Raw genomic sequence first — 12,107 nt, 5'->3', positions numbered from 1 at the left:
TACCGCCGCGGCGAGGGCGGCCCGCGCATCGGCCTGCTCTGCGAGTACGACGCGCTGCCCGCGCTGGGGCACGCCTGCGGCCATCAGATGCAGGGGCCGTGCATTCTCGCGGCCGCGGCGGCGCTGAAGGATTCCGGCCTGCCCGGCCCGTTCTCGGTCGTCGTCTACGGCACGCCCGCCGAGGAGACGGAGGGCGGCAAGATCCTCATGCTCAAAAACGGCGACTGCTTCCACGACATCGACGTGGCCCTGATGATGCACGGCAGCGGCGAGACGACGACCGACGTCAAATCGATGGCGCTGACGAACTTTTTCGTCGCCTATCGCGGCACGGCAGCGCACGCGGCGATCAAGCCCGAACTGGGGCGCAGCTCGCTGGACGCGATGTCGCTGGCGTTTCACGGCGTGGAATGCCTGCGCGAGCACGTCAAGGAAGACACGCGCATCCATTACAACGTCACGGACGGCGGCGGCACGGGCGCGAACACGGTGCCGGCTTTCACCAAAGCGCAGTTTTACGTGAGGTCCTACAACCGCGCCTATCTCGAGAGCGTGATCGCGCGCTTCCTCAAGGTGCTGCACGGCGCGGCCATGATGACGGAGACGGAAGTGGAAATCGAGCGCCGCAAGGACGTGGACAACAAAATCCCCGCGCTGAAGCTCAACGACGTGATCATGGAAAACGCGCGCGCCGTGAACGCGCCGGTGATCCGCCCGCCGCGCCAGAAGACCGGCTCGACCGATCTCGGCAACGTCATGCAGCTCATGCCGGGTTCGTGCATCCGCGTAGCTTTCGTGCCCGAGGGTTCGCCCTCGCACTCGCAGGCGTATCTCGACGCCGGCAAGACGGAGACGGCCCACGGCGCCATCGTTACCGGCGCCAAGGTGCTGGCCGCCACGGCGGCCGATCTGATTTCCGTCCCCGGTCTGCTGGACGAGATCAAAAAAGAGTTCGCAACGCGCAAGGCGCAGCTCGAAGCTGAGTCCCGCGCGTAGATACAAGCGTCGTGGCCTTTGGGGTTTTATCGTTGGAAGCGAATTTGTGAGGAGGGTTTCGTTATGTCCGAAGAAGTGAAGGCGGCCGCGGCTCCCGCGAAGCCGAAAAAGGCGATGAACACGCTGGTGATCATCTTCTCCGTCGTCGTGGCCGCCTGCCTGGCGACGTGGCTCATCCCCGCCGGCGAGTTCGATCGCGTCAAAGTCGGTTCGCGCTCCGTGGTCGACGCCGCGTCGTTCCACTGGGTGGAAAAAAGTCCCGTCAATCCGCTGCTGATTCCGCTGCACATCGCCAAGGGAGCCAAGAGCGCCGTCGATCTGCTGTTCATGCTGCTGTGCTCGGGCGCGGCCTTCGCCGTGGTGATCAAGTCGGGAGCCATGCACTCGTCGATCGGCACGCTGGCGCTGAAATACCGCGAGCGCAAGTCGATGTTCGTGCTGTCGATGTTCGTGCTGTTCTGCTTCATCATGCTCACGCGCGGGCTGGTCGAGTTCGTGGCGTTCGCGCCGGTGCTGGTGATGATCTGCCTGGCGCTGGGGCTCGACTCGATCACGGCCGTCGCCATCATGACCGGCGGCACGGCCGTCGGCTTCGCCACGGGAATGCTCCAGCCCAGCACGACGCTGATCGCCCAGGAACTGGCGGGGCTGCCGCCGTTTTCGGGTTTGTGGTACCGCGCCATCTGCTTCGGCCTGTACATGATCCTGACCGGTTTCCTGATCTGGCGCTACACCGTGAAGATCGGCAAGGATCCCGCCGCGTCGCCGATGTACGACCTGGACCGCGCGGAGAACCTCGGCGACTCCGACGCGATCAAGGCTTACGGCCCCATGGATCTGCGCAAATGGCTGGTGACGCTGGCGACCGTGGCGGCAATGGCGCTGATGGTCTACGGCAGCATCCGGTGGAAGTGGAAATATCAGGAACTTTCCGCCACGTTCATCGGCCTGGCGATCGTCGCCGGCCTGTTCGCGCGCATGAGGCCCGCGGAGATCTCCAAAACGTTCGTGGACGGCGCCAGGACGATGGTCATGGTCTTCTTCCTCGTGGCCGCGGCGCGCGCCATTTCCAGCATCCTCACCGACGGCAAGGTGCTCGACACGATCGTCTACGCCCTCGGCGAAGCGTTGAAACTGGTGCCCGCCGTGCTTCAGGCCCCGGCCATGTTCATCGCCAACCTGCTGATCAATACGGTCATCCCCTCCGGCTCCGGCCAGGCGGCGGCCGTGATGCCGATCATGCTGCCGCTGGCCGACATCATCGGCATGACGCGGCAGACGGCCATCCTCGCCTTCAACTTCGGCGACGGCTTCTGCAACTGGGTCATCCCCACCAGCTCGGCGCTGATGGCGGTGCTGGGCATCGTCAACATGCCCTTCGAGCGCTGGATGAAGTACAGCTGGCGCGTTTTCCTCTGGTGGGTGGCGCTGGGCTGCGTGCTCGTCTCCGTCGCCCACATGATCAAGCTGGCGTGAGCACGCGTTCCTTGAAGATACGGCGAAAAGCGGAGTTCCGTGAAAGGCGGAATTCCGCTTTTCGTATGCTGTGTCTTGATTTTTTATAACTGAAAAGATATTCTTGTAAAAGACGGGGCGCAACGGGAGTGACGATAAAAGACTCCCGGCGGAAGTTTTAGCCCTATTTACGGAGGTGCTTTCAATGGATTGCGGAAACGTCCCGATGAGCGGACAGATGCCGCTGATCAGCGTGATCCTGCCGGCTTACAACGTGGGACAGTTTGTCGCACGGGCGCTTGAATCGGTGATCGCGCAGGATTATCCCCATCTGGAGATCGTTTTTGTCGACGACGCTTCGACTGACGCGACGCGTCCTGTCGCCGAAAGGATTTTGCGTTCCTGCAAGCGTCCGTTTCAGGTGCTGCGGCAGGAGAAAAACGGCGGCGTCTCGGCGGCGCGCAATGCCGGGCTGCAGGCGGCGCGGGGAGAATATGTGTGTTTCGTCGATCCCGACGATTTCGTCAACGCCGACTATCTTTCGACGCTGTACGGCATCGTTTCTCCCAATCAGGCGGACATCGCCTTCTGCGGTTTCAATCATTATTATGAAGACACGGGAGTGCTGGTTCCCGAGCGTTTCAGGTTAAAAAAGGCGTTGCCGCAGGCCAGCGATTACCTGTTCGCCTGGCACATGCGGAAACTCACCGCTTCCGTCTGGTGTTTTCTCTACCGCAAGGACTTCCTGCTCTCGACGGAACTTCGCTTCAATGAAAGATGCCGCCGGGGCGAAGACGGCGAATTCATTCAAAAGACTTTGCTGCGCAGCGCCAAGACCGTGTTTGCAAATATCAGGCTCTATAATTACGTTCATCATAAGGCGCAGATCACCGCAGTGGGGATAAGGGACGAGCGAGCACCGGAACTGAAAAGGCAGATGCGGCTTGCGAATGTGCGCGCAGCCCGCTATTCGCTGCGTCACACCGGCCCCGGAAAGCTGCGGCGCGCCGTCCTGCACGTTCAAGAGCCGGAGATTATGCTGGCCCCTTTTGTTTTTTACGCGCGCAGAAAGGACTGGAAAAACTACGAGCGCCGGCTGGTCTTCCTGCGCCACCGCAAAGTGCGCGAAGTCATGTATGCCAGCGTCTTGGCGCTGCACCGGTCGCCCGAGCTCTTCTTCAAATGCGTGGCCGTGCTGCATTGCCCGAAGCTGTTTTATTGGCTGAGAGCGCGGGCGCTGCCGCGCTGACAACCGCGTCGGCGTTTTCGACGCCATCGACCGGCAGCGGATCATGAAAAACGGCGTTTTTTGCCGCCGAATCGACAGGAAGGTGACTTACGATGAACCGTATTCCGATAGAAGATGAAATCGTGGCGCTGCGGCGCGACCTGCACCGCCATCCCGAGCTGAGCGGGCAGGAAACGCGCACGGCGGGCATCGTCGCCGCCGAGCTGGAGCGCCTGGGGCTGAAGGTGATCCGCGCGCCGGAACGGGGCAACAGCCTGCTGGGCGTGCTCGACACGGGACGTCCGGGCAGGACGCTGGCGCTGCGCGCCGACATGGACGCGCTGCCGCTGCAGGAAAACGCCTGCAACCTGAAAGGCCTCAAGGCGTTCGTCTCCGAAATCGACGGCGCGGCGCACATGTGCGGCCACGACTTCCACACCGCGGGCATGCTGGCGGCGGCGCGGCGGCTGAGCGCCATGAAGGAGCGGCTGCGGGGACAGCTGATCTTCTGCTTCGAGTCCGGCGAGGAGATGGGCCTGGGCGACGACGCGCGCGCCCTGCTGGCGGAACTGAAACCGGTCGACGCGGTCTTCGGCGTTCACGTGCAGGCCGCCTTTCCCTGCGGCACGGTGGCGGTGATCGACGGATCCTGCACGACGGGCTGCGAGACGTTCGCCGTGAAGGTGCGGGGCAAGAGCGCGCACGGCGCCACGCCGCACCTCGGCCTCGACCCGATCAACTGCGCCGCGCAGATCCTCTGCGGCGCCAACGCCATCGTCTCGCGCCGCGTCAACGCCCGCGAGGCGGCGGTGCTGACGGTGTGCAACTTTCACGGCGGCTCGACGTGGAACCGCATTCCCGACGAATGCCGCATGGAAGGCAGCCTGCGCTTTTTCAGCGAGCAGGTGGGGCGCGACCTGCACGCGCTGCTCGAACAGACGGCGGCCGGGATCGCCATGGCCGACGGCTGCACGGCCGAAGTACACTGGCGCAACTGGTGCCCGCCCTCGGTCAACGACGCGGCGCTGGCGGCGCTCGCCCGCGCGGCGGCGGAAAAAACCGGCGCCGAAGCGATCGCCGGCGAACCGTGGATGGCTTCCGAGACCTTCGCGCGCTACCGTGAGATCTGCCCCGAAGTGTTGGCTTTCGTGGGCTGCGCCAATCCCGACAAAGGCTGCGGCGCGCCGCAGCACAGCGACCGGTTCGACGCCGACGAAGACTGTCTGCCCGTCAGCGCCGCGCTGACGGCGCAGTTCGCGCAGGATTTCCTGGGCGGGCAAAAGGGGGCGGCAATGCCGCGTCCTGAAATTTGCTTCGCCCAGTGATACTGTTTCTTGATTCATATTATTTCTTGATTGAAACGCCGAATAACAAGGGCATCTCGGGGGAGGTCCGCAAAGCGAGTTGCGCAGATTGCGCAGCGATCAAGAAAGTCCTGCGCGACTGGACTCCTTCGCAGCGCTCATCAAACTGCGTCAATGCTTTTTATCAAGAATCGGCATAGTTTAGGAAGCGTATAGCATGCGATAGGAGTGCGTGAGTATGGTTTTGCTTGACATGGAACTCCAGAAAGAAAACGGGCAGACACGATGACTTTGACCATAAGAGAGGCACTCAAGTTCGGAGGTCTCTTCGGATCGGTGGTTGTCGCGGGAGAAGCCGGGATCGATTCTCCGGTAGAAAGCGTAAGCGTGCTGGAAATTGCGGACAGCAGCATATCGCACTGGGTAGAGAAAAACCAATTATATATAACATCGTTCTATGCGATCTGGAGCGATGTTGAGAAACAGGAACTCGTAATCAAGAAGCTATGGGAGAACGGATGCTGTGGGCTTGTCCTGTGCAATGTCGGAATGCTTCTTCAGCAGATTGATCAGGATATACTGGATCTATGCGATTCTCTGGGTTTTCCGCTGATTCAGGCACGGGCAAACGTTTCTTATATCGAGATCATCACGCCGATTTTAAGTTCCCTTGTTTCAGATAAAACGATCATCCCCGCAATCGATGACTTCAGCGCCGTGCGGAATGATATCCTAAATCTGATTGCGAACGAAGAGAATACGGAAAGTATTCTTACGTATCTCAACAAGCAGATCGGGAAGCAGATATCCTATTACGACATCTATGGGAACTGTATTTTTTCGGATGTTGATCAAAGCATTCTGTTCAAAGAACAGCAATATTTGAAAGGAAATTTCAATCACGTTCTGTATAGCTGCAGCACAAAAGGATATGCGAAGCTGGTAGTCGGCGGCGTAGAAAGGCTGTTTGTACTTATCCGTTCTTCCAAAAATCTGTTCGGCATTTTCGTAACGGATTGCAAAGAATTGCCTGAAGACTTAAACCGTGATTTTCTCTGTCCGATCGAAACATCCTGCATTCTGTTGTTCAGTCGACAGAACCGAATCGCGGATTATCAGAAAAGAGCGGAACAGGAATTCGTTTCAGATCTTTTGGTCTGGAATTTTTCGACAGAAGAGATTGCCCTTGATCGAGGAAAAAAGATCATGCTGCCGATCGACGATATCAACAGGATCGTTCTGATCAATATAAACTCCCTGTGGAGAATAAAGGAAACAAAGCTGCAGAAAGAGCTGCAAGAGTACGTCCAGCGTTTGTTAGTGCCTCAAACGAGAAATTACGTGAAATCGATAAACCATAGAAACTGGCTGGTCTTAAAAAGCGATACCGTCATCGTCTTTCTCGATACCCGCAAAAGTAATGTCAAAACGTTTAATATCAAGGATTTCTGCAGGTATCTGTTAAATATCTTCACCGCCAATTTGGATCTTTCCATATCCATTGGAGTAAGTAATGAATTTGAGAAGATAACAAAAATTCCGTCCGCATACATGCAGGCGTTCCAAGCCGCTGTCGTTGGAAGAAATCACTATGGCGACAATAATGTCACATTTTACGATCAGATTTGTTTTTTTCAAAAACTTCAAGAGCTGGGAGAGAAGGAAGATACTCTTCAAACGTGTTATCGCTTTCTTCAGCCCATTTCAGCCTACGACGAGAAACATGGAACCAGCCTTGCCAAAACCTTAAAGTGTTTGCTTTACCATCAGGGCAATGTCCAGCGAGTCGCCAATGAACTGTATATCCATAAAAACACAGTACTCCAAAGGAGAAGTAAGATCCTGAACTTATTGGGATATTCGCCTTTCGAAATGCCGCATCTGTTAAATTTTCTAATGCTTTTTAATATTTTAGACAGCATCGGGGTAAATAATGAGAAAAACAAGTGATCCGTTGGAGCCCAATTCATAACTACCGGTCGTACCGGTAATTTTCACACGCTCTCCCAGGGGGCTTTCTGCACACTTTATTAATGCGGACTATAGAGTGAGTATAAGGCAGTCTCTTTTCGTTTCCTTGTGTATGTGCGATCGCACACGCCTCCCCTTCCATTTCTGTTCCGCTTCCCATAGAAACGAAAATGAGTGAACGTTATAATCCAAGCATAAGTGGAATCTACAATTATGTGAGGAGGGGGAAGGAATGAGAAACGGGGAAAAAACGAAAATATTTGAAAAAGAAATAAAGACATTGGCAAATGGCGATGGAAACGACAATGCGACAAGGCGGGTTCCCGATAGCGAAAGAAAAGGATTTTGGAGTATTGCGTTTGTGCAGTCGGGATTTTGTATCTGTATGTCTGGTCTTTATACGGGCGCGGCAACTGCATTTGGCATGAATCTGAAAACAGCCGTTATCGCAATCATCATCGGGAATATCATTTTGAGCTTGTACGGCGGTGCAATCGGAGCTGCAGGTGCAAAAGAGGGCGTTGCCTCTGCCATGCTTTCCAGGCACAGTTTTGGACGTCAGGGTTCGAAATTTGTCGGCTTGTTGCTTGCAGTCGTTATGCTTGGATGGTTTGCGGTACAGGTCGGATTTTTCGGCTCGACAATGGCGGCTCTTTTTCCGGGGGGAGGTTTGCTCACGTCGAAATATGTAGCTGCGGTATGGGGTGGCATCTTAATGATGCTAACAGCGTATTTCGGCTACAAAGGACTGAATTTTCTGAGTTATATTGCGGTCCCGCTGATCGCTGTCCTTTCTCTGGCCGGTATCCTTTTTGCCATAAAGGGGGCAGGGGGCCTTGACGTTATTATGAAGATCGTGCCGTCACGCCCAATGACATTGGGAACGGCGATCGTTGCGATCGTGGGCTCTTTTGCCGGCGGAGCGTCCGCTCAGGCAGATATCACCCGCTATGCGAAAGATATAAAAACGGCATGGGGCGGGACAATCTTTGGATATTTCGTCGCAAATTCGTTCATTATCCTGGCAGGATACTTCGTATCTTTGTCGACAGGAGAAAGCGATCTGCCAGTTGCGTTCATCAACCTGGGGCTCGGAGCAGCGGCGATGATCATCCTGATCCTTGCACAGTGGACCACAAATGATAACAATCTTTACACCGCAAGCCTTGGGCTGGCTAATATAATTCCGTTATCCAAGCATAAGTTGGTGATTGTTACCGGGATCACCGCAACAATCGTGGGCGCCCTCGGGCTTGCAGATTATTTCACTTCGTGGCTGAGCATTTTGGGTACGGGGATACCGCCGGTGGCAGGGGTTATCATATGCGATTACTATATTCTCAAGAAGGGTCATTACGATTATGGAACGGGGACTCTCTACGACAAGATAAATATTTGGGCGTTTGTGGCGATCGTGATCGGTGCGTTCGTCGGATTTCGGCTTGATTGGGGGATTGCATCCATTAATTCCTTTGCTGCGGGGTTCGTCGTATACTTCGTGTGTATGAAACTCTTTGCGGAGAAAAGGATCGGCATCGTTGGAAAAGAATTCGAAAAATAATATTTTGCAGTGAGCAAGAAAAAAGGAGGAATGCAGAATGCCTGGAATTATGGACTTGGAACTCGCAAACGCAAGTTATAAGCTGATGAATGAATTGATCAAGGTCAAAGAGGGAGAAAGCGTTTTAATTACGGTGGATTCTGTTGCGGATTTTCGTCCTGTCGAAGAGATGGCAAAAGCGGCTGAAATGCTGGGCGCTAAGGTTATGGTGGCGTATCATTCTACGCCTAAAGGATACGGGGCGCTTACCATGCCTTATCTGCCGGAGCCGTTGATCGCATGTGTTGACAAAACAGACGTCTGGGTTGAAATGAACAACCAATGGCTGCTCTATTCTCCCATTTGGGATAAGGCGGTAACAAACGGACGCACGCGGCAGGTCATGCTTGGGGGGCTCAGTGTCGAAGAGCTTGTTAAGTGCATTGGAGAAATCGATATACCTGCGCAGCAGGCATTTCAAAATAAACTGGCGGGAATGACGAAGAACGCCAAGCATATGCGGATCACCAATGCTGCCGGAACGGATATCGCGTTTGATATCGATCCCCGGCGTCCGGTCGCAAATGAATGCGATTACAGCTCTCCCGGAGGGCACTTTCTGATTGGGCAGATCGGATGGGCTCCCAAGGAGGATACGATCCAGGGAGTTATCGCCTTTGACGGAACGATTTCCGGCGGCGGAGACGCCGAACTTGGGCTATTAGAAGAACCGGTCAAGTATGTCGTAAAGGATGGTCGTATTCAGGAAATCGCAGGCGGCTGGCAAGCTGATGTTCTTCGCGAGTATTACAGGAAACTGAATGATCCGAACATGTATATAGCTGCTCATGTGTGCTATGGCGTAAACCCGAACGCAGTACTCGGCGGCGCGACGACCGTTGATGAGAGGATATGGGGAAGTACGCAGTGGGGCTTTGGTCACCAGGGATCCTGTTATTCGGGCGGCGCTCCGAGAAACGCGGTGAGCCATATCGACGGGATCTGCAAAGATTGTACGATCTATATGGATGATCTGCTGATTGAAGAAAACGGCAGATATATCGAACCTGCATTGGCGAAGCTTGCGGCAAAACTCGGAAAATAACGCTCAGAAGGGTAAGGATCCTGTTATGAAATTAAAGGTTTGCGCAGATCTGTTCCCTCCGTATCAGTATTTTGACAAGCAAGGAAATATAACTGGCAGCGATTATGAAAAAGTCGCCTCGATCCTTTGTGAGAGCGGCTATGAATTGGATGTCACGATTGCAGACTGGGCCGTGATCAGCGCCGATTTTGAGAATGGCGTCTACGACGTTATTTTTCAGATCCAGGATACGCCGGAAAGGCTGAAAAAGTTCTTTCTTTCCGATAAACTCCGGGATGCCGTTACAGAAGTTGTTACCTTACAGGAAGAACTGGCGGGGATTTCTGCGTATTCTAAACTGGAGCGTTACAGCGTGGGAGTGATCGATGGTTTCGCCAACGGAAACGCGATCGACGAGCTTGCCCCGGAGTGTAAAAGGTATTTCGCAAGCTCTCAGGAACTGCTGGACGCCCTCGATGCCGGAATGGTCGATTGTATTGTCTGCGACCAAGGCGTTCGAAACTATTTGCGGAAACAGGTCGCAAGGTACAGGATTGCAGATGCTCTGACTTATTTAAGACCTCTGTACGTAATGTTTCATGATCGGAGATTGAGAGATCGTTTTAATGAGGTAATGAGACAGCGGCGCTGGTTTTCGAAGGTTGCTCCGCTATATGGACAGGTGTGATAAGTTTTAGAATCAACGAAAATTTGATGTGTTATGCAAACGCCATTTGGAAAAACTCCAGTGCGGAAAAAATGGCGATGCCAACGACGTGTACGTTACTGAAGAGGCCGCCTCAATCAACCTTTGAGGCGGCCTCTTGGCTATCCTTTGATGAGTTTTGTCTGGCTCTAATGTTTATTCTTGATAAAACGCATTAATAAAGTGCGCGGAACGCTCCCTGGAATCCCGTCGCTCGAACATGCCCGACCGCTGCACGGTCTGGCCACTCGCTTTGTAGTTTTTCTTCGGACGCGCCTTGTTCAATATTTCAGTCAAGAAACAGTATTCAAATAAAGCTTTTGCTTTTCCCCGTGTCTCCGTGGCGGCCTTTGTTTTACCGGCGTAGCCGCGCCAGCGCGTCGGCCATGCGGCGCAGGGCTTCTTTGAGCAGATCCATGGACGTGGCGTAGGACAGGCGCAGATAGCCGGGGGCGAAGAACGCTTCGCCGAAGACGACGGCGATTTTCGCTTCTTCGAGCAGATAGTCGGCCAGATCCCGCGAAGAATCGACGCGGTATTTCCCGCGGCGCGCGCCGTACAGCGCCGTCACCCGCGGGAACAGATAAAAGGCTCCGCGCGGTTTGACCAGCTCCACGCCGGGCATGGCGCGCAGCGCTTCACAAGCGAAGTCGCGGCGGCGCTGGTATTCGGCGCGCATCGCTTCGACCGCGTCCTGCGGGCCGGTCAGACCGGCGAGGGCGGCTTTCTGGGCGATACTTTTGGGGGCCGAGGTCATGTGCCCCTGGATGTCGGCGACGGCTTTAGCCACGTCGCCGGCGGCGGCCATGTAACCGAGACGCCAGCCGGGCATGGCGAAGGCCTTGGAGAAACCGTTGACCGTAACGGTGCGGCGGCGGACTTCTTCCGAGACGGAAGCCACGGAGAAATGCCGCGCGCCGTCGTAAATCAGCTTTTCATAAATTTCGTCGGCGATCAGGTAAAAGTCTCGCTCGCACGCCAGCGCCGCTAGATTGCGCAGGGAATCTTCCGCGTAAACGGCGCCGGTGGGATTTTGCGGCGTGCAGATGAGCACGGCTTTGGTGCGCGGCGTCAGGGCCTTGCGCACGGCTTCGGGTTCGAGGGCAAATGCGGTTTCGGGACGGCAGGGCAAAAAGACCGGCGTCGCGCCGGCCAGCTTGATCATCTTGCTGTAACTGACTCAGCCGAGTGTGGCAGGATCACCTCGTCCCCGGGATTGCAGAGCGCCAAGAGCACGTTCTGCAGCGCCTGCTTGGCACCGGTGCTGACGCAAATCTCGGACGGCGTGTATCGCACGCCGTTGTCGCGTTCAAGTTTATCACAGATGGCGCGTTTCAGCTCAACGATGCCGGACATGGCAGCGTACTTTGCAAAACGCGCTTCCACAACCGCGACGGCGGCGCAGATGTTTTCCGGCGGCGGAAAGTCAGGCTCGCCGATGTTCGGCTTGATCGCGGCGGCGGTTCGACTGGCGGCGCAGCGCGCCGCGGACGACGCGGATCACCTGCGAGGCCGTGCGTTCCAGATCCTCGCGTGAACGCTGGAACGACTGCGACGTGGTGCAGGGGCCGGACGTGATCGGGAAGACCGCCGTCAGCCCCATGCTCATCAGCGGCCCCACGTGCCCGCGCACGCAGCCTACCAGCGCGATCAGCGGTACGCCGGCGGCGCGGGCGCGCGCCGCCAGTCCGGAGATCACCTTGCCCTGCGCCGTCTGGCTGTCGATGCGCCCTTCGCCGGTGAAGATCACGTCGGCGCGCCTGATCTCGCTGTCGAGGCGGACGACTTTGGCCAGCAGGTCGACGCCCCGGACCAGCTTCGCG

11 protein-coding genes are annotated in these 12,107 nt (G+C 56.1%); 8 read left to right on the top strand and 3 right to left on the bottom strand.

Annotation, left to right across the window (positions count from 1 at the left end; all coding sequences use genetic code 11):
- The 8 genes from HMPREF7215_RS11435 to HMPREF7215_RS11400 all read left to right on the top strand — a co-directional run.
- The coding region (locus tag HMPREF7215_RS11435) for a M20/M25/M40 family metallo-hydrolase (protein WP_009166069.1) at positions 1–996 on the top strand (996 nt) is incomplete at its 5' end.
- Between the two features lie 63 nt (positions 997–1,059).
- Positions 1,060–2,472 (top strand): YfcC family protein, encoded by a 1,413-nt coding sequence (locus HMPREF7215_RS11430; RefSeq protein ID WP_009166068.1) that lies wholly within the window; start codon positions 1,060–1,062, stop codon positions 2,470–2,472.
- Between the two features lie 184 nt (positions 2,473–2,656).
- On the top strand, positions 2,657–3,700 hold the full coding sequence (locus HMPREF7215_RS12585) for a glycosyltransferase family 2 protein (protein ID WP_009166067.1): 1,044 nt from the start codon (positions 2,657–2,659) through the stop codon (positions 3,698–3,700).
- 92 nt (positions 3,701–3,792) lie between these two features.
- On the top strand, positions 3,793–5,004 hold the full coding sequence (locus HMPREF7215_RS11420) for a M20 metallopeptidase family protein (RefSeq protein WP_009166066.1): 1,212 nt from the start codon (positions 3,793–3,795) through the stop codon (positions 5,002–5,004).
- Between the two features lie 264 nt (positions 5,005–5,268).
- Positions 5,269–6,933 carry a PucR family transcriptional regulator gene (locus HMPREF7215_RS11415; protein WP_009166065.1) on the top strand — a complete coding sequence of 555 codons (1,665 nt, stop codon included), beginning with the start codon at positions 5,269–5,271 and terminating at the stop codon, positions 6,931–6,933.
- 253 nt (positions 6,934–7,186) lie between these two features.
- Positions 7,187–8,515: a cytosine permease gene (locus HMPREF7215_RS11410; RefSeq protein ID WP_009166064.1), complete on the top strand. Its 1,329-nt coding sequence runs from the start codon at positions 7,187–7,189 to the stop codon at positions 8,513–8,515.
- Positions 8,516–8,552: 37 nt separating this feature from the next.
- Positions 8,553–9,599, top strand: coding sequence for a M29 family metallopeptidase (locus HMPREF7215_RS11405; protein WP_009166063.1), 1,047 nt, complete (start codon positions 8,553–8,555; stop codon positions 9,597–9,599).
- Positions 9,535–10,266 (top strand): substrate-binding periplasmic protein, encoded by a 732-nt coding sequence (locus HMPREF7215_RS11400; RefSeq protein ID WP_198004612.1) that lies wholly within the window; start codon positions 9,535–9,537, stop codon positions 10,264–10,266. Before HMPREF7215_RS11405 ends, HMPREF7215_RS11400 begins: the two co-directional genes overlap by 65 nt.
- A gap of 373 nt (positions 10,267–10,639) precedes the next feature.
- On the opposite strand, the gene HMPREF7215_RS11395 is transcribed toward HMPREF7215_RS11400, so the two are convergent.
- The 3 genes from HMPREF7215_RS11395 to HMPREF7215_RS11390 form a co-directional block, all read right to left on the bottom strand.
- Positions 10,640–11,449, bottom strand: coding sequence for an aminotransferase class I/II-fold pyridoxal phosphate-dependent enzyme (locus tag HMPREF7215_RS11395; protein ID WP_009166060.1), 810 nt, complete (start codon positions 11,447–11,449; stop codon positions 10,640–10,642).
- Positions 11,446–11,670 (bottom strand): aminotransferase class I/II-fold pyridoxal phosphate-dependent enzyme, encoded by a 225-nt coding sequence (locus HMPREF7215_RS13955; RefSeq protein WP_009166059.1) that lies wholly within the window; start codon positions 11,668–11,670, stop codon positions 11,446–11,448. The genes HMPREF7215_RS11395 and HMPREF7215_RS13955 overlap by 4 nt, the downstream gene beginning before the upstream one ends.
- Before the next feature lie 40 nt (positions 11,671–11,710).
- Positions 11,711–12,107, bottom strand: a 397-nt coding sequence (locus HMPREF7215_RS11390; RefSeq protein ID WP_009166058.1) for a glycerate kinase, incomplete at its 5' end; no start/stop codon positions are given.

The sequence above is a fragment of the Pyramidobacter piscolens W5455 genome (assembly GCF_000177335.1).
In the GTDB taxonomy this organism is placed as follows: domain Bacteria; phylum Synergistota; class Synergistia; order Synergistales; family Dethiosulfovibrionaceae; genus Pyramidobacter; species Pyramidobacter piscolens.
Note: the sequence above shows the minus strand (reverse complement) of the source record. Positions and strands in the feature narration are given on the sequence as shown.

What these genes read in the sequence shown, in the direction of transcription:
- HMPREF7215_RS11430 (WP_009166068.1), top strand. Translation starts at nt 1,060, where the DNA reads ATGTCCGAAGAAGTGAAGGCGGCCGCGGCTCCCGCGAAGCCGAAAAAG.
- HMPREF7215_RS12585 (WP_009166067.1), top strand. Translation starts at nt 2,657, where the DNA reads ATGGATTGCGGAAACGTCCCGATGAGCGGACAGATGCCGCTGATCAGC.
- HMPREF7215_RS11420 (WP_009166066.1), top strand. Translation starts at nt 3,793, where the DNA reads ATGAACCGTATTCCGATAGAAGATGAAATCGTGGCGCTGCGGCGCGAC.
- HMPREF7215_RS11415 (WP_009166065.1), top strand. Translation starts at nt 5,269, where the DNA reads ATGACTTTGACCATAAGAGAGGCACTCAAGTTCGGAGGTCTCTTCGGA.
- HMPREF7215_RS11410 (WP_009166064.1), top strand. Translation starts at nt 7,187, where the DNA reads ATGAGAAACGGGGAAAAAACGAAAATATTTGAAAAAGAAATAAAGACA.
- HMPREF7215_RS11405 (WP_009166063.1), top strand. Translation starts at nt 8,553, where the DNA reads ATGCCTGGAATTATGGACTTGGAACTCGCAAACGCAAGTTATAAGCTG.
- HMPREF7215_RS11395 (WP_009166060.1), bottom strand. Translation starts at nt 11,449, where the DNA reads ATGATCAAGCTGGCCGGCGCGACGCCGGTCTTTTTGCCCTGCCGTCCC.